Origin of the sequence: Tsukamurella hominis (genome assembly GCF_965137015.1) — a bacterium.
Lineage (GTDB): Bacteria > Actinomycetota > Actinomycetes > Mycobacteriales > Mycobacteriaceae > Tsukamurella > Tsukamurella hominis.
Genome location: NZ_CBCRZG010000002.1, coordinates 44,543 through 66,254 on the forward strand (window position 1 = coordinate 44,543; position 21,712 = coordinate 66,254).

Genomic DNA, 21,712 nt, shown 5'->3' on the forward strand with positions numbered 1-21,712 from the left:
AGTTCCTCACATCCGGAAGACGCCGAAGGCGTCGGTGCCGTGGACGGGGCCGTTGTGGATGGCGGAGAGGGCCATGCCGAGCGCCGTGCGGGTGTCGCGGGGGTCGATGATGCCGTCGTCGTAGAGCATCCCGGACATGAAGGCCGGCAGGGACTCCTTGTCGATCTGGGTCTCGATGGCGGTGCGCATGCCGTCGACGAAGGCGGGGTCCATGGCCTGGCCCCGGGAGGCGGCAGAGGCCGCGGCCACCTCGGTGACGACGTCGGCGAGCTGCTTGGCGCCCATGACGGCCGAGCGTGCGCTGGGCCAGGAGAACAGGAACCGCGGGTTGAAGGCGCGGCCCGCCATGCCGTAGTGGCCGGCGCCGTAGGAGGCACCCGCGATGAGCGAGAGGTGCGGCACCTCCGAGTTGGAGACGGCGTTGATCATCATCGAGCCGTGCTTGATCATGCCGCCGCGCTCGTACTCCGCGCCCACCATGTAGCCGGTGGTGTTGTGGATGAACAGCAGGGGCGTGTCGTAGCGGTTCGCCAGCTGGATGAACTGCGTGGCCTTCTGCGCCTCCTCAGAGAACAGGACGCCGCGGGCGTTGGCGAGGATGCCGATGGGGTAGCCGTGCAGGTTCGCCCAGCCGGTGGTGAGCGAGCCGCCGTAGAGCGGCTTGAACTCGTCGTAGTCGGAGTCGTCGACGATGTGGGCGATGATCTCCCGCGGGTCGAAGGGGATCTTGAGATCGTCCGGGACGATGTCGAGCAGGCCCTCGGCGTCGTAGCGCGGGGGCTTGACCACGGCCGACGGGGCCGTGCCCTGCTTGCGCCAGTTGAGGCGCTTGACGATCGATCGGGCGATGCGCGCCGCGTCCAGCTCGTCGCTGGCCATGTAGTCGCCGAGGCCCGAGGTGCGCGAGTGCATCTCGGCGCCGCCGAGGGTCTCGTCGTCGGAGATCTCGCCGGTCGCGGCCTTCACCAGCGGCGGCCCGGCGAGGAAGACCTTGGACCGCTCCTTGATCATGACGACGTGGTCGCTCATGCCGGGGATGTACGCGCCGCCGGCGGTGGAGTTGCCGTAGACCACCGAGATGGTCGGGATGCCCGCCTTCGACAGCTGTGTGAGGTTGCGGAACATCGCGCCGCCGGGGACGAAGACCTCCTTCTGCGTGGGGAGGTCGGCGCCGCCGGACTCGACGAGCGAGAGCACGGGGAGGCGGTTCTCGCGGGCGATGTCGTTGAGGCGCAGCGACTTGCGCAGGGTCCACGGGTTGGAGGTGCCGCCCTTGACGGTCGGGTCGTTGGCGACCACCATCACCTCGACGCCCTCGACCACGCCGATGCCGCCCACGAGGGAGGCGCCGACCTGGAAGTCGCTGCCCCACGCGGCCAATGGCATCAGCTCGAGGAACGGCGAGGCGGGATCGAGAACGCTGTCGATGCGCTCGCGGGCGGTGAGCTTGCCGCGCCCCCGGTGCCGCTCGACGTACTTCTCACCGCCGCCCGCGAGGGCCTTGTCGAACTCGGCGGAGAGGTCGGCCAGCTTGTCGAGCATCGTCTTGCGGTACGCGGCCGCGTCGGGGGCCGGGGTGCTGCGGAGCACCGTCATGAGTGGAGTCCTTTGCCCTTGTAGGTGTCGGAGTGGGTGCCTGGGTGGGGGATCACTTGTAGCCGAGGCGGTTGGCCGCGAGCGTGGTGAGGATCTGGGTGGTGCCGCCGCCGATCCCGAGGATGCGGACGTCGCGGTAGTGCCGCGACACCTCGTACTCGGACATGTAGCCGTGGCCGCCGAAGAGCTGCACCGCCTCGTTCGCGACCCACTCGCCGCACTCGACGGCGGTGTTCTTCGCGAAGCAGGCCTGGGGCACCAGTTCGGCGGCCGCTGCGGCACCGCCGGACTCCATCGCCTCCGCGTACTGGTCGGCGACGTGACGGCTGTACACGCGGGCCACCTCGATGCGGCGCCGCATCTCGGTCACGGTGTTCTGCACGGCCTGGCGCTTGATCAGCGGCTGGCCGAAGGTCTCCCGGGTGCGGACCCAGTCGAGTGTGAGGTCGAGGCAGCGCTGCGCGTGCGAGTAGGCCTGCACCGCGAGGGCGAGGCGCTCGGTGACGAAGGCGGCGCCGATCAGCAGGAAGCCGCTGCCCTCGGGGCCGATGAGGTTCTCGGCGGGGACGCGGACGTCGGTGAAGGACAGCTCGGCCGTGTCGGACGCGTGCCAGCCCATCTTCTTCAGCGGGGCGCTCACCTCGAAGCCGTCCAGACCCTTGGGGATCACCAGCAGGCTGATGCCGCTCGCGCCCTCGCCACCGGTGCGGACGGCGGTCACCACCCAGTCGGCGCGGATGCCCGACGTGATGAAGGTCTTGGCGCCGTTGACGATGTAGTGATCGCCGTCCTTGCGGGCCGTCGTCGTGAGGTGGCTGAGATCCGAGCCGCCGCCGGGCTCGGTGAGTCCGAGGGAGCTGATCTTCTCGCCGGCGAGGACGGGCGCGACCCATCGCGCCTTCTGCTCGTCGGTGCCCGCGAGGATGATGTGCGGCACCGAGATCCCGCAGGTGAACAGCGAGGCGAACAGGCCGCCGGAGCCGCCGGCCTCGTGCATGGCCTCGCACACGATGAGGGCGTCGCGGGGGTCGCCGTCGCCGCCGCCGACCGACCCGGGGAAGGAGACGCCGAGCAGGCCGAGGTCGCCCGCCTTCTTGTGCAGCTCGCGGGGGAGCAGGCCGCCCGCCTCCCAGTCGTCGAGGTTCGGCAGGATCTCGCGCTCGGTGAACGCGGTCACCGTCTTGCGCAGCGCGATCCGCTCCTCGGACTCCCACAGGCTGGTCATGCGATCTCCTTCGTGGTGTGGCCCGCGGGGAGCAGGCCTGCGGGCAGGTCGATGTAGCGGCCGCGGAGCCATTCGCCGACGCCCTTGGCCTGCGGGTCGAACCGGTAGCCGTGCGCGACGCCCTTGCCCAGCAGGTCCTCGACGACGAAGTTGAGGGCCTTGAGGTTGGGCAGCTCGTACCGGCGGACCGGAAGGTCCGCGGCCTCCGGAAGGAGTTCGCGCAGAGCCTGTTCGGTCAGGTTACTGCGCAGCCATTCGAAGGCCGCGTCGGACTCCGCCCAGACGCCGACGTTGGCGCTGCCGCCCTTGTCGCCGCTGCGCGCGCCGAAGACGGTGCCGAGCGGGACGCGGACCGTCGGGCCCGCCGGGAGCGTGGCGTCGCTGCCGGGCTGCGAGGGGTCGGCGACGAGTTCCTGGACGACCTCGGGCGGGGCGATGTCGACGACGGTGCCGTCGGGCCGGTGGGCGCGGTGCGGGACGTCGCCGTTGGGCACGTACACCGCCTCGTACACGCCGTAGGGCCCGCCGCTCGACGGCGGGGCCATCGGGGAGGCGCCGGGGTAGGTGGCGAGCGCGAGTTCGACGGCGGCGGAGCTGAAGGCGCGGCCGACGCGGTTCGGGTCGGCGTCCCACGCCACCGCGGTGAGGGTGGCCGAGGCGGCGGCCTCGGTGGGGGCGTCGGGATGGTCGGTGCGGGCGAGCCGGAACTGCAGGTCCGACGGTGCGCCGCCGCTCCGCTCGAGCGAATCCCGCAGCTGCGCCTCCAGCAGCGCGGCCTTGCGCTCGACGTCGATGCCCGTGAGCAGGAAGGAGATCTCGTTGCGGAAGCCGCCGAGCGTCGTGGTCGCGACCTTGGTGGTGGTCGGCGGGGCCTCGCCGCGCACGCCGCTGACGGCGACGCGGTCCGGGCCGTCCTGAGTGAGCGTCATGGAGTCGAGTCGCAGCGTGACGTCGGGGTTCGCGTAGCGCTGTCCGGTGACCTCGTAGAGCAGCTGCGCGGTGACAGTGCCCACCTCGACGACGCCGCCGGTGCCGGGCTGCTTGGTGATGGCGAAGGAGCCGTCGGCGGCGATCTCGGCGATGGGGAATCCGGGGTGGAGGAGCTGCTCGATCGGGTGGCGGTCGAAGAAGGCGTAGTTGCCGCCCGTGGCCTGGGTGCCACACTCGATGATGTGGCCCGCGGCGACCGCGCCGGCGAGGGCGTCGAAGTCGGTGCGCTGCCAGCCGAACTCGGCGATGGCGGGCCCGAGGATCACGGAGGCGTCGGTGACCCGGCCGGTGATGACGATGTCGGCGCCGGCGGCCAGGCAATCGGCGATGCCGAAGGCGCCGAGGTAGGCGTTGGCGGTCACGGCGTTCGGCACTCCGAGGTCGGCGGACCGGGCGAGGAGGTCGTCACCGTCGACCCAGCCGACCTTGAGATCGGTGCCGGACTCGGCGACCGCTTTCTCGACGGCGGCGGCGAGGGCGCCCGGGTTGAGGCCGCCGGCATTGACGACGACCTTGGTGCCGCGCTCGGCGAGGAGGCCGAGGTGCGGGGTGAGGTGCCGCAGAAAGGTCTTGGCGTAGCCGAGATCCGCGTCCTTGAGCCGGTCGCGGCCGAGGATGAGCATGGTGAGCTCGGCGAGGTAATCGCCCGTGATGTAGTCGACGCGGGGGCCGGCGAGCATCTCGCCGATGGCCGCGGCGCGGTCGCCGTAGAAGCCGGAGACGTTGGCGATGCTGACGGTGCGGGTCATGGACGTTCCTCCTGCGGGGCGCGGCCCGTGCCGGGAGCCCCGGCGAAGCACTGCGCGATGGTGAGCCAGTGGGCGGCGTCCTCGCCCGTGGCGACGAGATCGGTGTCGACGAGGTTGACGCGCTGGGTCGCGAGGCGGCAGAAGTCCTCGAGCGAGCCGGTCACGCGCTGTGCGGCGTCGCCGGGGCCGAACGTGATCTCGGCGCCGTCGGCGGCGACGAGGAAGATGTCGAAGGGCTCGGCGGGCGGGGTCTCGCCGTTGACGGTGTAGGCGAAGTCGCGGGTCTTGTAGGCGATCTTGGCGACGTGGGGGAGTGCCTCGGGGGCGTCCAGCTCGCTGCCCGCCGCGTCGGCGATGTCGAGGCCGTGTGCCCAGGTCTCCATGAGGCGGGCGTTGGCCATGGTGGCGGGCCGCATGGGCGGGCCGAACCAGGGGAGCGGCGTGCCGGGATCCGCCTCGCGGAGCGCGACGGCGAGGGCGGCGCGGGCGCGGTCCCAGCGGGCCCGCAGGTCCGGGTCCACGGCGAGCTCGGCGGCTCCGGCGTCGACGAAGCCCATCGGGTCCTGCATCGCGTCCTGGAGGATCGCGGCGAAGCCGTCGGGGTCGGTGGCGGCGACGAGGGAGACCTCGTCGGTCCAGGCCAGGTGGGCGACCTGGTGGGCGACGGTCCAGCCCTCGGCGGGCGTGGAGATCGACCAGTCGGGGAGCGAATCCGCGATGGCGGCGACGGCGGCCGAGGTGGATTCGAGCGCGTCGAACACGGGGGCTGAAGTGGGCACGCCCACACTCTGTCAGTCGGTGGCGAAAAAAACAAGCAGCAATGCTTGTTTGCGGCGTCGGTTGCCCGATGGGAATACCACCGCGCATCGGGCGTCCCGATCGCCGTCCGGTCAGCCGAGTCGGGGGAAGACCTGGCGCGCGTTTCCGGTGTAGATCGCCGCCTTCTGCTCGGCCGTGAGGCCGGTGTCGGAGTCGAGGATCCGGTTGAAGCGTCGGGCGACGGGCTCGGGGGCGTACGGGAAATCGCTACCGAACAGGATCCGGCTCGGGTCGGCGAACTCCTGGAAGCTCGCGAAGGCGAACCTCCCGGAGGAGAGCGCCGTGTCCCAGTAGAACTTCCGGAACGTTCCGAGGAGCTCCTCGGTCGCGGGGCCGCTCGGGTCGAGCGCCGGCTGCAGCTCGCAGAAGCGCAGGACCGAGTACGGGACGAAGCCTCCGGCGTGCGACAGGATGATCGTGACGTCCGGATAGCGGTCGAGTACGCCGTTGAATACCATGTGGACCGCGTTGCGCGTCGTGTCGAACGGGTAGTCCACCAGCGGGCCGGGCACCCCGCGCAGGAGCGGGAGGTTCGGGTGAGCCGGGTGGATGAAGACGACCGCACGATGGGCGTTCAGGGCTTCCCACACCGGGGCGAAGCGGGCGTCGCCCAGGTAGGCGCCGTCGTAGTTGGAGAGCAGTACCACTCCGTCGGCTCCGAGCTCGCCGAGCGCGTACTCGATCTCGGCGACGGCGCCGTCGACGTCCGGGAGGGGAACGGTGGCGAAGTTGCCGAATCGGGTGTCGTTCCTCGATACGAGGTCGGCGACGTAGCCGTTCACCCGTCGCGCGATCTCCCGCCGCGCGGCGCCCTCCCAGCCGACGACGCTCGGCGCGGTCAGGGACAGCACGCTCGTCGCGATGCCGTTCTCGTCCATGTAGCGCAGGTGATCGCCCGCGCTCCAGGCGGGCAGTGCCCAGCCGGACGGATCGCCGCCGTGCGTTGCGAGCTGCTCGCCCCAGAACGGAGGAACGACGTGGGTATGGACATCAATCTTGTTGGTATCGATCATGTATTCAAGCTATTTCGGGCGGCGAAAGTTCGGCAGGGGAGAGATCTCTACCCCCTCTCCGAAGTGAATGCTGCATGAATCGCGATCCCCGGCTACGAGAGCTGGGCGCCTTCCTGCGTGCACGGCGAGGAGAGGTGGCGCCCGCGGCCGAACCCGGTGGACCGGGCGAAGGTCGCAGGCAGGTCGCGGGCCTCCGGCGCGAGGAGGTCGCGGCCCTCGTCCACGTCACGCCGGAGTACTACACCCGGATCGAGCAGGGGCGGATGGCGCCCGCCCGGGACCTCGTGCGACGGCTGGCCGTGGCGTTCGGTCTCGACGACGGGCAGCTCCGATATGCGCTCGCGCTGCTCGACGAGGCGGACGGCGTCTCGCCACCGGAGAGTCCTGCGGTGGAGGGCGCGCTGTGGCGGCTTCTGTCCCGGCTCATCGATGTTCCCGCGATCGTGATCGGACCGGGCACGTCGATGGTGTGGTGGAACTCCGCCGCCGCCGAGTGGTTCCTCGACTTCGCGCGGATCCCCGAGGCGGAGCGGACCTTCGTCCGAATGATGTTCGCCGAGCCTGAGTTCGAAGACAGGTTCTGCGACCCCGCGAGCATGCGGGAGACGGTCGTGGGGATCCTCCGTTCGGGTGCCCCGTCTGTTCTCAGCGCCGGCGGGGAGATGGCGCTGCCGCCGGACCTCCTCGGAATCCCGGACTTCCGCGCCATCTGGGAGCGACACGATGTGACTCAACCACGCGGGTCGATCGAGGTGGGCATCCGGCATCCCGCTCGCGGCGACCTGTGCGTGGACCTGATCGCGCTGAGTGTCGCTGACGATCCGACCCATCGGGTGCTCTTCTTCTGCGACCGATGATCGACTTTCGGTGGCGCAGTCTCCGCGACGACTGACGATAGTGGCGATAATTCAACGTTGATGTTGACAGTGGTCTGAATCACTGTGATGCTCTGACGTGCATGTCGAAGGTTCGACGTGTGTGCCAGATGCATCCTGTCTCGAGGAGACCCATGTCCAGTCCGCTTCCCGCCAATGGTCGACGCCGATACGCGGTCGTCGCTGTCTGTTTCGCCGCGATCGTGTTCGACGGCTACGACCTGATCGTGTACGGATCGACCATCCCCGCGCTGTTGGCGTACGAGCCCTGGGGCCTCAGCCGCGCGGAGGCGGGCGCCATCGGGAGTTACGCGCTGATGGGCATGTTCTTCGGCGCGATCCTCGCCGGCACCCTGACCGATCGGTTCGGGAGGCGGAAGCTCTTCATCGGATGCCTGGTCTGGTACTCGGCGGCGATGATCGCGGTGGCGCTGGCTCCGACGCCGCTGCTCCTGGGGGTGTTCCGGTTCGTCGCGGGGCTCGGCTTCGGCGGCGTGGCACCGGTCGCGATCGCGCTCGTCGTCGAGGTGGCGCGGCCGCGGGAGAAGAACCTGCTCAACGCGTTGATGCTCGCGGGCCTGCCGGTGGGCGGGATCATCGCCGCCCTGTGCGCGCTGTGGTTCGGGGACGCGCTCGGGTTCCGCGGACTGTGGGCGATCGGTGCCTCGGCACTGGTGCTCGTCGTGCCGGTGGCCTGGAAGGTGATCCCGGAGACCACTCCTGCGACTGCCCACTCGGGGGCCTCGGGCGATGGATCGGCGGGAGAATCCGGCGTGCTGCGGCGGCTCACGGCCGGGCCTGCGGTCGTTGCCCTGATCCTGTTCGCGGCCGCCAACTTCGCGGGTTTCCTGCTGGTGTTCGGGCTCAACACGTGGTTGCCCGAGATGATGCGCAAGGCGGGTTACAGCCTCGGCTCCGCCCTGACCTTCCAGGTGCTGCTCAACGTCGGGGCGGTCGTCGGCGGCGTCATCGGGGCCGTGCTGGCGGACCGGTACGGGAACCGGATCGTGGGCGCCGGGTACTTCGTCGTGGCCGCGTGTGCGATCGGCGGGATGGCGATGATGCCGAGCACCGCCGTGATGTACCTCGTCGTGCTGTTCGCGGGTGCCGGCTCGATCGGCACGCAGATCGTGCTCTTCGGCTATGTCGCCACTTACTACCCCGCGGAGGTGCGCGCTTCCGCGCTCGGGATCAGCACGGGGATCGGCCGGCTCGGCGCGGTGACGGGGCCGCTGGTGGGCGGTGTGCTGCTCACCGCCGGCGTCTCGTTCGCGGGGATCGCGGTCATGTTCGGAGCGGTCGCCGCCGCGGGCGGCGCCGCGTGCCTCCTGGTTCCCCGTCGCGCCGAGGAGGTCGGTGCGCAGGTCGTCCCCGCGCGCGCCGTCGGTGCGTAGGCAGGCGATCTGCCGTACGCGTCAGGAGCAGGTCTTCACGGACTGGTCGACGACGGCGGCGGAGGAGCGGTCGACGGACAGGCCGTATTCGCGGGCGACGAACGAGAACTGGCGGGCGTACTGGCAGTGGAAGCGTTCGTTCGACGGCATCCACCGACCCGGGGGAGAGTCGCTCTTGTTCTCGTTCGCCGGCCCGTCGACGGCCACGAGGTTGCGCGGATCGTTCGCGAAGGCGGCGCGCTTCGCGTCGTCCCACGACCACGCGCCCATGTCCCAGGCGTAGGCCAGCGCGACCACGTGGTCGATCTGCACCTTGGCGGAGGTCTTCGCGCCGCGCTCGAAGCGGATGGTCGCGCCGCCGTACGGATCGGTCAACACGCCCGTCGCGACGGCACGGGGGCAGGCGGAGGTGCGGACGTAGGTCTTGTCCTTCAGGTCGCGGTCCAGCACGTCGTTGCGGGTGTCGCAGCCGTTGTGGCCGAGCGGCGCCGACTGGTCATCGGTCCACGCCTTGCCGAAGGCGGCGCGGCGGTAGGGCTGCGGGGCGCGTTCGCGCGCGGCGACGATCCGGACCCCGGCGAGCGGCGCACCGTCGGGCGCAGTGGCGGAGGGGGCGGACGAACCGGTGGTGGGCTCCGCCCCGGACCGGTCCCGGTAGGCCCCGATCGCGACGAAGACGGCGGTCGCCGTGACCAGGACGAGCGCGAGCCACGACCGCCGGGACAGGCTACGGGCGGTTCTCCGGCGGGACACGTCGGCAACCTAACACCGCGGACCGACAAGTCCGGCTCGCCACGTATTCTCGGACCATGAGCACGCCCACCGCCCAGGACGCCGAACTGCAGGCCGCCACCGCCGCGGTCGAGGAGGCGGCCCGCGCCGCCCGCGCCGCCTCGAAGCAGCTGATCACGCTGACCACCGAGCAGAAGAACGCCGCGCTGCACGCCGCCGCCGACGCGCTGCTGGCGAACAAGGACCGGATCCTCGCGGCCAACGCCGAGGACGTCGAGCGGGCCCGCGCCGCTGGCACCGAGGAGTCGCTCATCGACCGGCTCGCGCTCAACGAGGCCCGGGTCGACGGCATCGCCTCCGGCCTGCGGCAGGTCGCCGGCCTGCCGGACCCCGTCGGGAACGTCCTGCGCGGATCGACCCTGCCCAACGGCCTCGAGCTGCGCCAGGTCGCCGTGCCGCTCGGCGTGGTCGGGATCGTCTACGAGGCCCGGCCGAACGTCACCGTCGACGCCTTCGGGCTCACCCTCAAGTCGGGCAACGCCGTGCTGCTGCGCGGCTCCAGCTCGGCCGCCTCGTCGAACGCCGCCCTCGTGACCGTGCTGCGCGAGTCCCTGGAGGCGAGCGGCATCACGGCCGACGCGGTCTCGCTCCTCTCCGCGGACTCGCGCGCCAGCGTGACCGCGCTGATCCGCGCCCGCGGCCTCGTCGACGTGGTCATCCCGCGCGGTGGCGCCGGGCTCATCGCGGCCGTCGTGCGCGATGCGACCGTGCCCACGATCGAGACCGGTACGGGCAACTGCCACATCTACGTCCACCCCGCGGCCGACCTCGACATGGCCGAGGAGATCGTGCTCAACGCGAAGACGCGACGGCCCAGCGTGTGCAACACCGTCGAGACCGTGCTCGTGGACCGCGCGCTGGCCGACACCTTCCTGCCCCGCCTGCTCGGCACCTTCCAGGCCGAGGGCGTGATCGTGCACGGCGACGAGACCGGCATGGTGCCCGCCACCGAGACGGACTGGGCCGACGAGTACCTCAGCCTCGACGTCGCGGTGAAGATCGTCGACGGGCTGGATCAGGCGATCGAGCACATCGACCGCTACGGCACGGGCCACACCGAGGCGATCGTCACCGGCGACCTCGCCGCCGCCCGCGCCTTCACCACGCGCGTCGACGCGGCCGCGGTGATGGTCAACGCGTCCACCGCCTTCACCGACGGCGAGCAGTTCGGCTTCGGCGCCGAGATCGGCATCTCCACCCAGAAACTGCACGCCCGCGGCCCGATGGGACTGCCCGAGCTCACGTCCACCAAGTGGATCGCGTGGGGCGACGGACATGTCCGCCCCCGGTAATCCCGACCCCGCTCACGCGCGGCGCTCTGCCCGGTAGGTTGTCGCCATGGCAATCAACGAGTCCCTCGAATTCGACATCGACGCCCCGGTCACGCTGGTCCTCGACACGCTCGCCGACGTCGAGGCCCTGCCGGACTGGTCGTCCGCGCACAGCAACGTCAAGGTCGTCGAGCGCGACGCAAACGGCCGCCCCAGCGTGGTCGACGCCTCCGTCGGCCTCATGATGTTCAGCGACAACCTCACCTTCGACTACGTCTTCACCGACGTGAGCTGCAAGTGGGACACCCGCAACGAGGGCACCGCCGTGCGCAGCCAGGGCGGCATCTACGAGCTCTCGCCCAAGGGCGACGACCAGACCCACGTCAAGGTCACGATGTACCTCGACCCCAAGGTCAAGGCGCCCGGCTTCGTGGTCAAGAAGGGCATCAAGCTCGCCATGGACATCATCAAGAACGGCCTCACCAAAGAGGTCATGAAGCGCAAGGCCGCGGCCTGACGGTCCGCCGCCGGGCTCCGTTCGGCCAGGCCCGGCGGCACCGCTAGATTGTTGCGATGGCAATCAACGAGAAGGTCGAGTTCGAGATCGACGCCCCCGCGGCGCTCGCCTACGCGACGCTGCTGGACGTCGAATCGCTCCCCGCGTGGTCGTCCTCGCACAAGAGCGTGACCGTCGCCGAGCGCGATGCGGCGGGCAACCCCCGCGTCGTCGAGGTCGAGGCAGGGCTGGTCGGCATCAGCGACACCATGCGCTTCCGCTACGAGTTCACCCCCGAGACCAGGGTCGCCTGGCAGTCCGAGGGCGAGGGCATGGCCGTGCGCTCCCAGGGCGGGTACTACCAGCTCACGCCCGTCGGCGACGACAAGGTGCACGTGCTCTGCGACATGAACATCGACCTCAAGATCACGCTGCCCGGCTTCGTCGTGCGCAAGGGTGTGAAGATGAGTGCAGAGATCGCGTCGAAGGGCTTCTCGAAGGAGGTCCTCAAACGGAAGGCTGCACGCTGAGCACCGACATCACGACCCCCGCGCCCACCGCGTTGTTCACGAGCGTCGACGACGTCGCCGCTGCACTGCGCGAGACCGGCTACATTCCGTCGGTCGCCACCGCCACGGCCGTCTTCCTCGCCGACAAACTGGGCAAGCCGCTCCTCGTGGAGGGCCCCGCCGGCGTCGGCAAGACCGAGCTGGCCCGCGCCTGCTCGCAGGCCCGCGCCGCCCGCTTCGTCCGCCTGCAGTGTTACGAGGGCATCGACGAGGCCCGCGCCCTGTACGAGTGGAACCACGCCAAGCAGATCCTGCGGATCCAGTCCTCCGGCACCGACGGCGACTGGGACGACACCAAGCAGGACGTCTTCTCCGAGGAGTTCCTCCTCCCGCGGCCCCTCCTGCAGGCCGTGCGGGAGGGCGGACCGTCGGTCCTGCTGATCGACGAGGCCGACAAGGCCGACCTCGAGTTCGAGGGGCTGCTGCTCGAGGTCCTCTCCGACTACGCGGTGACGGTGCCGGAGCTGGGCACGATCACGGCCGTCCGCAAGCCGCTGGTCTTCCTCACCTCGAACGCCACCCGCGAGCTGTCGGAGGCGCTCAAGCGTCGCTGCCTCTACCTGCACATCGACTTCCCCGACGCCGAGCTGGAACTGTCGATCATCCGCAGCCGCGTCCCCGACCTGCCCACCGAGGTCGCGCAGCAGCTGCTCCGCGTTATCTCCACTCTGCGCGGCCTTGACCTGAAGAAGAAGCCCTCGGTCTCGGAGACGCTGGATTGGTGCCGCACCCTGCTCGCGCTCGGCATCACCGGCAGCGCCAGCGGCTCCATCGACAAGTCGGCGCTCCGCTCGACGCTCGGCGTGGTGCTCAAGCACCAGGTCGACATCGAGACCGCCGCCGCGGCGTTGGGCCTGTAATGACGTCCGCGCCGGCCGGGACCCCGCTCGATCAGCACCTGCACGCCTTCGTGCGGACGCTCCGCGAGCGCGGCATGGCGATCGGCCCCGGCGAGGCGATCACGGCCGCCGAGGTGCTGACGGTGCTCGACCTCACCGACCGCGGCCAGCTCCGCGAGGGCCTCGCCGCCGTGCTGCTGCGCGAGCAGATGCACCGCAAGACCTTCGACGTCATCTTCGACCTGTACTTCCCGGTCCGCGGGGGCTTCGGCGCCGTGTCCGACGGTGCCGCGGGCGCGTCCGGCACGGGCGGGCAGGGCTGTTCGGGCGTGCGGGGGGAGCCCGACCCGCTGAAGATGCCCGCCTCCGACACCCCGCCCGATCCCGACGCGGTGCGCGAGGCGCTGCGTCAGGAGGCGATCGCCGCGCTCGTCGCCGGCGGCGACCACGACGGCATCGCCAGCCAGATCGTCGAGCAGCTGGGCGAGTACAACTCCGCCACCGGCACCGCCTTCTCCTCCTACCAGGCGCTCAAGGCGCTCAACCCGCAGACGCTCATCGCCGCCATCGCCAACGGACTCCTCGCCGCGGCCGGCGAGGACGGCGCCGCGCCCGGCAGCTTCGAGTACGAGTCCGCCCGCCGGGTCGCGCGCTCACGGGTCGCCGGGTTGACCGAGCGGGTGCAGGAGCTCACGTCCGTCGCCATGGCCGCCCGACGGGGCCCCGAGGCCGTTGCGCAGTACGCCGCGCCGCAGCTGCCGGAGAACGTCGCCTTCTTCGCCGCCACCCGGACCGAGCTGCACCGCATGGAGCAGACCGTCCGGCCCCTGGCCCGGCAGTTGTCCACGCGTCTGCTGGTGCGGCGGCGCCGCGCCCGCCGCGGCCCCATCGACCTGCGGCGCACGCTCCGCAGGTCCATGTCGACCGGCGGCGTGCCGATCGATCTGGCGCACCGTCGGCCCCGCCCCACCAAGCCCGAGCTCGTGCTGCTGTGCGACCTCTCCGGCTCGGTCGCGGGCTTCTCCAACTTCACGCTGCTGCTCACGCACGCGCTCAGCGCCGAGTTCTCCAAGATCCGGGTGTTCGGATTCGTCGACTCCGTGGACGAGATCACCGACTACATCGACCCGTCGCGCACGCTCACCGTCGACACCGTGGTGGACATGTTCGACCGCGTGATCCGGGAGACCAACGTCGCGCGGTTCGGCGGCTCCGACTACGGCAACGTGCTGCGCACCTTCGTCCGCGACTTCCCCGACGCCGTGACCCACCGGGGCACGCTGCTCATCCTCGGCGACGCCCGGTCCAACCACACCGATCCCGCGCTCGCGGAACTCGACGAGCTCGTCGAGAAGGCGCGCCACGCGTTCTGGCTCAACCCCGAGCGGAAGGCCGCGTGGGGGAGCGGCGACTCGGTCGCCGACAAGTACGGGCGGCTGATCGACATGTACGAGTGCCGCACCGCGGGGCAGCTGGCCGAGGTCATCGGGCGCCTGCTGCCCGTCTGACGCGGCGGCGGCATGCATAGGATGGTCCGTTATGCGTGAGTCCAGCACCGCCGGGCGCCGTCGCGTCGGCGTCATGGGTGGGACCTTCGACCCGATCCACCACGGCCACCTCGTGGCCGCGAGCGAGGTGGCGGACCGGTTCGATCTCGACGAGGTGATCTTCGTCCCCACCGGCCGGCCGTGGCAGAAGAGCGAGGTCACGCCCGCCGAGGACCGGTACCTGATGACGGTGATCGCGACCGCCTCGAATCCGCGTTTTTCCGTCAGCCGCGTCGACATCGACCGCGGCGGCGACACCTACACCGTGGACACCCTGCGCGATCTGCACCGGCAGAATCCCGACACCGACCTGTTCTTCATCACGGGCGCCGACGCCCTCGCGTCGATCCTCAGCTGGCAGGACTGGGAGGAACTGTTCGGCCTCGCGACCTTCGTGGGTGTTTCGCGTCCCGGCTACCAGCTGGCCGCGGATCACCTGTCGGACGTGCCGAAGGATAGATTGTTCCTCGTGGAGGTGCCCGCGCTGGCCATCTCGTCGACCGAATGTCGCGCGCGCGCCGACGCCGGACGGCCCGTCTGGTACCTCGTGCCCGACGGCGTGGTGCAGTACATCGCCAAGCGCGCTCTCTATCAGAGCCGCCCGGCACCGGACAAGACCGTGAACCCAGGAGGATCATGACCGCATCCGATCAGGCCCGTACCCTCGCCGCCATCGCGGCGCGTGCGGCCGACGACAAGCTCGCCACGAACGTCGTGGTGCTCGACGTCTCGGAGCAGCTCGTGCTGACCGAGGCCTTCGTCATCGCGTCGGCGGGCAACGAGCGCCAGGTGAACGCCATCGTCGAGGAGGTCGAGGACCAGCTCCGCGAGGCCGGCGTCAAGCCCACCCGCCGCGAGGGCGCCCGCGAGGGCCGCTGGGCGCTGCTGGACTTCCTCGACATCGTCGTGCACGTGTTCCACGAGGAGGAGCGGGAGTACTACGCGCTCGAGAAGCTGTGGAAGGACTGCCCGCGCATCGAGGTGGAGGGCCTGGGCGAGCACGGCACCGAGGGCGCGGAGAGCGCCGACGGGGACCGCGAGGGCGCCTGATGCACGTGGAGGACGGGCTCGACTCGTCGGTCGAGCGCCTGACCCCGACGGTGCGCCGACTCATCCTGCTCCGGCACGGCCAGACCGCGTCGAACGCCGAGGGCCGCATGCAGGGCCAGCTCGACACCGACCTCACCGACCTGGGGCGGCGGCAGGCCGCCGCGGCCGCCGACGCGCTCGGCGATCGTGATCCCATCGCCATTCTCAGCTCCGATCTGCGCCGCGCCCGCGACACCGCTGACGCGCTCGCGGCCGTGACGGGCGGCACCGTCGAGACCGACGTGCGGCTCCGGGAGACCATGCTGGGCGACTGGCAGGGGATGACCCACCACGAGGTCGACGCGTACATGCCCGGCGCACGCCGACGGTGGCGCGACGCCCCCGAGTGGGCTCCACCCGGCGGCGAGGCCCGGGTGGATGTGGCCGCGCGGTCGTATCCGCTGGTGACGGAGCTCACCGAGCGGCTCACCGAGTGGGGCTCGAGCGAGCGGCCCGTGATCCTGGTCGCGCACGGCGGCCTGATCGCCGCCCTGACCGCCCGGCTGCTGGACCTGCCCGTCGACCACTGGCCGGTCCTCGGCGGCCTCGGCAACTGCAGCTGGGTGCAGCTCTCCGCGCACGGAGACGCGACGCGCTGGCGGCTCGACGTGTGGAACGCCTCGTCGGACGTGGCGCCCGAGGTCCAGTGAGCGATTCTCCGACCGGCACGCTGCTCGTCCTGAGTGACTCCCTGGGCTTCTACGGGCCCGAGGGCGCGCTGCCGACCTCCGACCCGCGGATCTGGCCCAACCTCGTGGCCGCCGAGCTGGGGCTGCGCTGCGAGCTCTTCGCCCGCGTCGGGTGGACCACCCGCGACGGCTGGTGGTGCGTGACGCAGGACCCCCGCGTCTGGGCGGCCGTCCCCAGCGTCGAGGCCGCCGTGCTGGCCCTCGGCGGTATGGACTCGCTGCCCTCGCCGCTGCCGACCGCGGTGCGCGAGCAGATCCGCTACCTGCGGCCCGCCTCGCTGCGCGCCCGTGCCCGCGACGGCTACGCGATGATCCAGAAGGTCTTCTCGCCGGTCGGCTGGCCGATGGCGCTCCCGCCGAAGGTCACCGTCGACTACCTCGGCAAGACCTACGACTCGATCCACTCCCTGCGCCCCGACGCCCCCGTCGCGGTGCTCGAGCCGCCGACGCACCGGGCGCTCGCCTACTCCTTCGCCCACCCGGGGTGGGCGCGGACGCGACGGGCGATCCGCGCCTGGTCCGACGATGCCGGCGTGCCCGCCGTCCCCCTGCGTGACCTGTGCGAGTGGTCGTTCGACCTGGGGATCAATAACATCGACGGGATCCACTGGTCGTTCGAGATGCACGAGCAGGTGGCGCAGCGGGTGCTGCGCGCCCTGCGCGGTGAAGGAGGTGCGCGATGACCGTCGTCGTGGTGACCGACGCATCGGCCGCGATCGCGCCCGAGCGGGCCGCCGAGATGGGCATCCGCATCCTGCCGCTGCACGTGCTGGCGGGCGAGAGCGAGTACATCGACTACGGCACCGGCTACCAGGCGGAGCGTTTCGTCAAGGAGGGCGTGACGACGTCCGGCCCGTCCGTCGGCGAGGTCCGCGAGGTACTCGCCGCCGCGGTCGCTGAAGCCGAGGGCGACGGGGTCGTCGTCATCACGATGAGCTCGCACCTGAGCTCCACCTACTCCACGTCGGTGGCGCAGGCGGGGCTCATCGACGCCGGGATCACGGTGATCGACTCGCGCAGCATCGACATGGCAATGGGCTTCGGCGTGCTGGAGGCGGCCCGTCTGGCCCAAGCCGGGGCGTCCGCCGACGAGGTCGCCGAGGCCGCGCGCCAGGTGCTCGACGGTGCCGAGGGCTTCTTCTGCGTCGCGACGCTCGACCACCTGCGGGCCGGCGGGCGGGTGAGCGCACTCGCGAAGCTACTCGGGGGCGCGCTGCAGATCGTGCCCGTGCTGCGGCTGCAGGACGGCCGGATCGTCTCCGAGCGCAAGACCCGCACCGTGTCCCGGGCGCGCGACCAGCTCGCGGCGCTCGCCTCCCAGCACCTCGGGAACCGGCCCGCGCGGGTCGCCGTGCACCACGTCGAGGCGCCCGACGCCGCGGAGCACGTGGCCGCGCTGGTCAAGGAGGAGTTCCCGCAGCTCCAGGAGCTGGTGATCGGCCGGTTCGGCGGCACCATCGCGGCTCACCTCGGGCCCGGCGCGGTGGGCGTCGCGGTCGCCCCGGCGCTGGTCGACGAGGCGGATTCGGCCTAGCACACTCCTCCGACCGATTCGGTGCGGCAGGACCCTTCCTCCACAGGTTCGGGGTTATCCACAGGCGCTCTGTTTCTCGGTTCTCTGCGAACTTTCCGACGATGCCCGCGACCTAGGTTCGTCGCATGAACGGCGAACGAGAAGCGGTGGCCGGGACCGGCGTCGCGGACGAGCAGATCTTCGCGCGGCCGGCGTGGCTGGAGGAGTTCGCGACGGATCGGCGTGATCGTCCGGATCCGCGCGGCGAAGAGTGGGACGACCTCGGGCCCGAAGGCGGGGTCGCTCCGTCGCGCAGGGTGCGCATGGAGGACGACGACTTCTGGGACGAGCAGGAACCCACCGGGTGGCGCTCCACCGTCGAGAGGGTGCGGACGACGCCCCGGGCCGCGGTGGCCCTCGTCGTGGTGGGGGTGATCGCTGCCGTCGTAGCGGCAGTAGCGGTGCTCGGACCGTCGCGCGAGAGCGGCGGAGGCCAGTACCCGGTGGTCGACTTCGCGGGCGCGTCGACGTCGGTCGAACCGTCCGCGTCGGCGGGCGCGCCGTCGGCTGCGGCTGGGCCCGGTGCGGCGTCGAGTTCTGCGCCGGGCGCGGCGCCGTCGGAGCTGGTGGTCGCAGTCGTCGGCCTGGTCCGCGCGCCGGGGCTGCATCGCCTGCGGCCCGGCGCGCGGGTGGCGGACGCGCTGACCGCCGCCCGCGGAGCGCTCGGCGGCGCTGACACCGCGAGCCTGAACCTTGCCCAGCCGCTGCGCGACGGCGATCAGGTGGTCGTCGGGGTCGTCGATCCCAAGGCCGGCGTGACGCTGCGCAGCTCCGTGCGCTCGGGATCCGCTGTGGCCGCGGTGCCGTCGGGGACGCCGGGAGGGGCGGCGAGCGGCACCGGGACCGCCGCGGCAGGTGCGGTGAACATCAACACCGCGAATGCCACCGAACTCGACCGGCTGCCCGGAGTGGGCGCGGCGACCGCCGCCGCGATCATCGCCTACCGCGACAAGAACGGGCCCTTCCGCACTGTCGACGACCTCGGGAAGGTCAGCGGAATCGGCGACGCGAAGCTCGCCAAGATCAAGCCGATGGCCACGGTGTGACGTGCGTGAGCGGCTGGACCTGCGCCTGCTCCCGGCGGCGATCGTCTGCTGGGCGGCGGCCGCGGTCGCCCTGATCTCGGCCGCGGCGGCGTGGTGGACGACTGCGGGCCTGGCGGTGGCGGCGGCGGGAGCGGTGGGGCTCCGACGGCGGGATCCGCGGCCCGTGGCGCAGATGATCTGCCTCGTGGTGGCCGCGGCGGCCGGCCTGGGCGCGGGCGTCGCTGCCTCGGTCGCCGTGCGCGTGCACGACCGGGAGCGCGCGGCGATCGCGGGGTTCGACGGCGCCGGGGCGGTCGAGGTCGTGCTCGAGATCGACGAGTGGCCGCGGCAGCGGTCCGGCGATCCCGGCGGGCACCTCGACGCGTCACGGGTCCTGGTGCCGGCGACGGCCTTGGCGGTCCGTACCGATACCGTCGTGCCCGCGCGCGGGGGAGTGCTCCTGCTGGGTGCGACGCACGACCTCGGCGCGCTGGTCCCCGGTGAGCGCGTCGCGATCCGCGTGACAGTGCTGCGAAGCACGCGGCCGGGCCTGGTGGCCGCGGTCCTCGTCGGTTCAGGGGATCCGACGGTGCTCGGGCGCGCGCCGCCGTACTTCCGTGCCGCCGCGGCGGTTCGCCGTGCGCTGGCGGCGGTGGCCGCCGAAGCACTACCCGTGGACGCCGCCGGGCTGCTGCCGGCACTCGTACTGGGCGACGAGTCCGCCACGCTGCCGACGGTGCGCGGCGACTTCCAGGACTCCGGCCTCACCCACCTGACGGCCGTCAGCGGCGCCAACTTCGCGATCATCGCGCTGTGCGTCCTCGGACTGTGCGCGGCGGCGGGCCTGCCGCTCGCTGCGCGGGCCGCGGTCACGACGGTGGCGATCGTCGCCTTCGTCGGGCTGGTGGGGCCCACCGGCTCCGTGGTGCGGGCCGCGGTGATGGGCCTGGTCGGGGTGGCGGCGCTGGCGCTGCGCCGCGGACGACAGCCGCTCGTCGCGCTGTTCGCGGCGGTCATCGTGCTCATGCTGGTGCGGCCGGCGCTGGCCCGCGACATCGGCTTCGCGCTCTCGGTGGCGGCGACCGCCGGGCTGGTGCTGTGGTCGCCCGTCGTGCGCGACCGACTCGTGACCGCGCGGGTGCCGGATACCCTCGCCGGGCTGCTCGCCGTGACGCTCGTGGCGCAGGTCGTCACGCTGCCGCTCGTCGTGGCCTTCTCGGGGCGCGTGCCACTGGGCGGGGTGGTCGCGAATCTGCTGGCGGGTCCGGTGATCTCGGTCATCACCGTGGTCGGAACCCTCGCGGCCGTCGCGGCACCGATCGCGGCACCCGTCGCCGCGCTGGCGGTGCGCGCGACGGGGCCGGAGCTCTGGTGGGTGATCGCGGTGGCGCGGTGGTGCGCGCGGATCGGCGTCGTCGACGTGCCGGGAGGGGCGGGCACGGGCGTCGCGCTCGTCGTGGCGTGCGTCGTCGTCGGTGGGGTCTGGAAGTATGGGAGTCGTGGTGGACAGCGCGCGCGTACACGTGGTGGTGGGGACCGAGGGCCTCCTGGTGGAGCGGGCGGTCTCGGCGATCGTCGAGTCGGCGCGCGCGGCGGCGGGCGACGGCGGGATGGGCCTCCCGGGCGGGGCGGGTGACGCCGTGCCGGTCACCCGGATCCGCGCCGGTGACGTGGACCAGTCCGAGCTGGTGGAGCTGCTGAGCCCGTCGCTGTTCGCCGAGGAGCGCATCGTGGTCCTCGAGTCCGCGGGTGAGGCCGGCAAGGCCCCGGTCGACCTCATCGTCGAGGCGGCGAAGAACCCGCCGGACGGCATCACCCTGGTGATCGAGCACAGCGGCGGCGGCCGGGCGAAGTCGATGGTGGCCGCGCTGAAGAAGGCGGGCGCGGAGCTGGTCGAGGTGCCTACGATCACCTCCGCCCGCGACCGGGCGGACTTCGCCAAGTCGGAGTTCCGGGCGCAGAAGGTGCGCGTCTCCGACGAGCTGGTGGACCTGCTGGTGGATTCCGTCGGCAAGGACCTGCGGGAGCTCGCGGCCGCGATCGCGCAGCTCGTCGCCGACACGGCCGGCCGGGTGGACCTGGCCGCGGTGCACCGCTACTACGCGGGCCGCGCCGAGGTCACCGGCTTCGAGATCGCCGACAAGGCCGTCGCCGGGCAGGTCGCGGCCGCGCTGGAGGCCCTGCGCTGGGCGCAGCACCGCGGCACGCCGCACGTGCTCATCGCCGATGCGCTCGCGGACGCGGTGCACTCCGTCGCGCGCATCCGGGGCCTGGGCCGCACCCCGGACCAGTACCGGGACGCGGGGGAGCTGGGCATGGCGCCGTGGAAGGTGAAGAAGATGACGCAGGTCGCGCGACGGTGGCGGGCCGAGAACGTGGCGGGCGCGCTGCAGGCCGTCGCCGCCGCGAACGCGGATGTGAAGGGCCAGGCCGCGGATCCGGATTACGCGCTGGAGATCGCGGTGCGCAAGGTCGCCACCCTCGCGGGCTGAGCCCCGGCGGCCGAGCAGCGGGGCCGGAGGGCGGCACCGTCGAACGCCGCCGCCTGCACCCGGATACGCGAAAACCGCGCCGTACCAGGCCGGCCCGCGTGGTGCCGGTGGGTGGTGCGGCGCGGTGATACGCGCGTCTAGCGGAAGATCAGAGCTTGTTGAGAGCCAGCGAGAGCGCCGACTTCTTGTTGGCGGCCTGGTTGGCGTGGATGACGCCGGCGCTGGCGGCCTTGTCGAGCTGGCGGCTGGTGCTCACGAGGAGCTCGCCGGCCTTGGCCTTGTCCCCGGCCTCGACGGCCTCGCGGAAGTGGCGGATGGCGGTACGCAGCGACGACTTCGCCGACTGGTTGCGCAGACGGTTGCGCTCGTTGGTCTTGATCCGCTTGATCTGGGACTTGATGTTGGCCACGCGTTCAAACTCTCTTGTCTCGAAAGGGGCAGCCGGTACTGACTGCCGACGTACCAGGTTACCAGCGGCCCGGACACAACCCAAATCGTGGCACCGCCTGCGGGAACGGCGCCCGACACCCACATTGCCACGCCGTGAACGAGAGCGCTGCCGAAACCGCGCCGGTGCGGCACGATGGCCGGGTGACCCCGCAGAAACAGGCCAAGTCCGCGAACCGGAAGCAGGCCGCCCCCCGATTGTCCGACGAGGCGCCCCTCTTC

Annotated in this window: 22 protein-coding genes; 15 read left to right on the top strand and 7 right to left on the bottom strand. The window is 71.6% G+C overall.

All coding sequences use genetic code 11. The annotated features are described in order from the left end of the window. Positions 1-6 precede the first annotated feature (6 nt). From ACM9LD_RS02750 to ACM9LD_RS02770, 5 genes are all read right to left on the bottom strand, one after another. A complete protein-coding gene (locus ACM9LD_RS02750) occupies positions 7-1,596 on the bottom strand; it encodes an acyl-CoA carboxylase subunit beta (RefSeq protein WP_415675273.1) in 1,590 nt (529 codons plus the stop codon). Between the two features lie 52 nt (positions 1,597-1,648). Then, positions 1,649-2,821 (bottom strand): acyl-CoA dehydrogenase family protein, encoded by a 1,173-nt coding sequence (locus ACM9LD_RS02755; RefSeq protein WP_224650996.1) that lies wholly within the window; start codon positions 2,819-2,821, stop codon positions 1,649-1,651. Further along, positions 2,818-4,560, bottom strand: a complete 1,743-nt coding sequence (locus tag ACM9LD_RS02760; protein ID WP_415675274.1) for an acyclic terpene utilization AtuA family protein — start codon at positions 4,558-4,560, stop codon at positions 2,818-2,820. Before ACM9LD_RS02760 ends, ACM9LD_RS02755 begins: the two co-directional genes overlap by 4 nt. Next, a complete protein-coding gene (locus ACM9LD_RS02765) occupies positions 4,557-5,339 on the bottom strand; it encodes a TIGR03084 family metal-binding protein (RefSeq protein ID WP_415675275.1) in 783 nt (260 codons plus the stop codon). Before ACM9LD_RS02765 ends, ACM9LD_RS02760 begins: the two co-directional genes overlap by 4 nt. Before the next feature lie 111 nt (positions 5,340-5,450). Continuing rightward, positions 5,451-6,392: an amidohydrolase family protein gene (locus ACM9LD_RS02770; protein WP_415675276.1), complete on the bottom strand. Its 942-nt coding sequence runs from the start codon at positions 6,390-6,392 to the stop codon at positions 5,451-5,453. A gap of 74 nt (positions 6,393-6,466) precedes the next feature. Between ACM9LD_RS02770 and ACM9LD_RS02775 the strand changes: the two genes are divergently transcribed. Then, entirely contained in the window at positions 6,467-7,249 is a 783-nt protein-coding gene (locus ACM9LD_RS02775) for a helix-turn-helix domain-containing protein (RefSeq protein ID WP_415675277.1), read from the top strand. A gap of 152 nt (positions 7,250-7,401) precedes the next feature. Then, complete coding sequence (locus ACM9LD_RS02780; RefSeq protein ID WP_415675278.1) at positions 7,402-8,661, top strand: MFS transporter; 1,260 nt, start codon at positions 7,402-7,404, stop codon at positions 8,659-8,661. A 21-nt stretch (positions 8,662-8,682) separates the two neighbouring features. Here the strand turns inward: ACM9LD_RS02780 and ACM9LD_RS02785 are convergent, their stop codons facing one another. Next, positions 8,683-9,387 carry an HNH endonuclease family protein gene (locus ACM9LD_RS02785; protein WP_415675586.1) on the bottom strand — a complete coding sequence of 235 codons (705 nt, stop codon included), beginning with the start codon at positions 9,385-9,387 and terminating at the stop codon, positions 8,683-8,685. 83 nt (positions 9,388-9,470) lie between these two features. Here ACM9LD_RS02785 and ACM9LD_RS02790 point away from each other — a divergent pair, with 83 nt between their 5' ends. The 13 genes from ACM9LD_RS02790 to holA all read left to right on the top strand — a co-directional run bounded on the left by ACM9LD_RS02790 (position 9,471) and on the right by holA (position 21,043). Next, positions 9,471-10,745, top strand: a complete 1,275-nt coding sequence (locus tag ACM9LD_RS02790) for a glutamate-5-semialdehyde dehydrogenase (protein ID WP_415675279.1) — start codon at positions 9,471-9,473, stop codon at positions 10,743-10,745. 46 nt (positions 10,746-10,791) lie between these two features. Next, positions 10,792-11,241: an SRPBCC family protein gene (locus ACM9LD_RS02795; RefSeq protein WP_068521394.1), complete on the top strand. Its 450-nt coding sequence runs from the start codon at positions 10,792-10,794 to the stop codon at positions 11,239-11,241. Positions 11,242-11,297: 56 nt separating this feature from the next. Further along, entirely contained in the window at positions 11,298-11,750 is a 453-nt protein-coding gene (locus ACM9LD_RS02800; protein ID WP_415675280.1) for an SRPBCC family protein, read from the top strand. Positions 11,751-11,758: 8 nt separating this feature from the next. Next, positions 11,759-12,649 (top strand): AAA family ATPase, encoded by an 891-nt coding sequence (locus ACM9LD_RS02805; RefSeq protein ID WP_415675587.1) that lies wholly within the window; start codon positions 11,759-11,761, stop codon positions 12,647-12,649. Further along, positions 12,649-14,136: a vWA domain-containing protein gene (locus ACM9LD_RS02810; protein ID WP_415675281.1), complete on the top strand. Its 1,488-nt coding sequence runs from the start codon at positions 12,649-12,651 to the stop codon at positions 14,134-14,136. Before ACM9LD_RS02805 ends, ACM9LD_RS02810 begins: the two co-directional genes overlap by 1 nt. A 31-nt stretch (positions 14,137-14,167) precedes the next feature. Next, a complete protein-coding gene (gene nadD / locus ACM9LD_RS02815) occupies positions 14,168-14,815 on the top strand; it encodes a nicotinate-nucleotide adenylyltransferase (RefSeq protein ID WP_224651024.1) in 648 nt (215 codons plus the stop codon). After that, the gene (gene rsfS, locus ACM9LD_RS02820; RefSeq protein ID WP_415675282.1) at positions 14,812-15,225 is read left to right on the top strand and encodes a ribosome silencing factor; all 414 of its coding nucleotides are present in this window, start codon (positions 14,812-14,814) and stop codon (positions 15,223-15,225) included. The genes nadD and rsfS overlap by 4 nt, the downstream gene beginning before the upstream one ends. Continuing rightward, entirely contained in the window at positions 15,225-15,914 is a 690-nt protein-coding gene (locus ACM9LD_RS02825; RefSeq protein ID WP_415675283.1) for a histidine phosphatase family protein, read from the top strand. The genes rsfS and ACM9LD_RS02825 overlap by 1 nt, the downstream gene beginning before the upstream one ends. Next, positions 15,911-16,636: a diglucosylglycerate octanoyltransferase gene (octT, locus tag ACM9LD_RS02830; RefSeq protein ID WP_415675284.1), complete on the top strand. Its 726-nt coding sequence runs from the start codon at positions 15,911-15,913 to the stop codon at positions 16,634-16,636. The genes ACM9LD_RS02825 and octT overlap by 4 nt, the downstream gene beginning before the upstream one ends. Next, positions 16,633-17,487 carry a DegV family protein gene (locus ACM9LD_RS02835; protein ID WP_415675285.1) on the top strand — a complete coding sequence of 285 codons (855 nt, stop codon included), beginning with the start codon at positions 16,633-16,635 and terminating at the stop codon, positions 17,485-17,487. Before octT ends, ACM9LD_RS02835 begins: the two co-directional genes overlap by 4 nt. 125 nt (positions 17,488-17,612) lie before the next feature. After that, the gene (locus ACM9LD_RS02840; protein ID WP_415675286.1) at positions 17,613-18,572 is read left to right on the top strand and encodes a helix-hairpin-helix domain-containing protein; all 960 of its coding nucleotides are present in this window, start codon (positions 17,613-17,615) and stop codon (positions 18,570-18,572) included. Position 18,573: 1 nt separating this feature from the next. Further along, on the top strand, positions 18,574-20,187 hold the full coding sequence (locus tag ACM9LD_RS02845) for a ComEC/Rec2 family competence protein (protein ID WP_415675287.1): 1,614 nt from the start codon (positions 18,574-18,576) through the stop codon (positions 20,185-20,187). Next, positions 20,102-21,043 carry a DNA polymerase III subunit delta gene (gene holA, locus ACM9LD_RS02850; protein WP_415675288.1) on the top strand — a complete coding sequence of 314 codons (942 nt, stop codon included), beginning with the start codon at positions 20,102-20,104 and terminating at the stop codon, positions 21,041-21,043. The genes ACM9LD_RS02845 and holA overlap by 86 nt, the downstream gene beginning before the upstream one ends. A 148-nt stretch (positions 21,044-21,191) precedes the next feature. On the opposite strand, the gene rpsT is transcribed toward holA, so the two are convergent. After that, positions 21,192-21,452 carry a 30S ribosomal protein S20 gene (gene rpsT, locus ACM9LD_RS02855; protein WP_068572410.1) on the bottom strand — a complete coding sequence of 87 codons (261 nt, stop codon included), beginning with the start codon at positions 21,450-21,452 and terminating at the stop codon, positions 21,192-21,194. Between the last annotated feature and the right edge of the window lie 260 nt (positions 21,453-21,712).

Coding starts and splice junctions, on each gene's coding strand:
- ACM9LD_RS02755 (WP_224650996.1), bottom strand. CDS start 2,821: ATGACCAGCCTGTGGGAGTCCGAGGAGCGGATCGCGCTGCGCAAGACG.
- rsfS (WP_415675282.1), top strand. CDS start 14,812: ATGACCGCATCCGATCAGGCCCGTACCCTCGCCGCCATCGCGGCGCGT.
- ACM9LD_RS02825 (WP_415675283.1), top strand. CDS start 15,225: ATGCACGTGGAGGACGGGCTCGACTCGTCGGTCGAGCGCCTGACCCCG.
- ACM9LD_RS02795 (WP_068521394.1), top strand. CDS start 10,792: ATGGCAATCAACGAGTCCCTCGAATTCGACATCGACGCCCCGGTCACG.
- ACM9LD_RS02780 (WP_415675278.1), top strand. CDS start 7,402: ATGTCCAGTCCGCTTCCCGCCAATGGTCGACGCCGATACGCGGTCGTC.
- ACM9LD_RS02750 (WP_415675273.1), bottom strand. CDS start 1,596: ATGACGGTGCTCCGCAGCACCCCGGCCCCCGACGCGGCCGCGTACCGC.
- ACM9LD_RS02840 (WP_415675286.1), top strand. CDS start 17,613: ATGAACGGCGAACGAGAAGCGGTGGCCGGGACCGGCGTCGCGGACGAG.
- ACM9LD_RS02770 (WP_415675276.1), bottom strand. CDS start 6,392: ATGATCGATACCAACAAGATTGATGTCCATACCCACGTCGTTCCTCCG.
- ACM9LD_RS02775 (WP_415675277.1), top strand. CDS start 6,467: ATGAATCGCGATCCCCGGCTACGAGAGCTGGGCGCCTTCCTGCGTGCA.
- ACM9LD_RS02810 (WP_415675281.1), top strand. CDS start 12,649: ATGACGTCCGCGCCGGCCGGGACCCCGCTCGATCAGCACCTGCACGCC.
- nadD (WP_224651024.1), top strand. CDS start 14,168: ATGCGTGAGTCCAGCACCGCCGGGCGCCGTCGCGTCGGCGTCATGGGT.
- ACM9LD_RS02790 (WP_415675279.1), top strand. CDS start 9,471: ATGAGCACGCCCACCGCCCAGGACGCCGAACTGCAGGCCGCCACCGCC.
- ACM9LD_RS02800 (WP_415675280.1), top strand. CDS start 11,298: ATGGCAATCAACGAGAAGGTCGAGTTCGAGATCGACGCCCCCGCGGCG.
- ACM9LD_RS02760 (WP_415675274.1), bottom strand. CDS start 4,560: ATGACCCGCACCGTCAGCATCGCCAACGTCTCCGGCTTCTACGGCGAC.
- ACM9LD_RS02835 (WP_415675285.1), top strand. CDS start 16,633: ATGACCGTCGTCGTGGTGACCGACGCATCGGCCGCGATCGCGCCCGAG.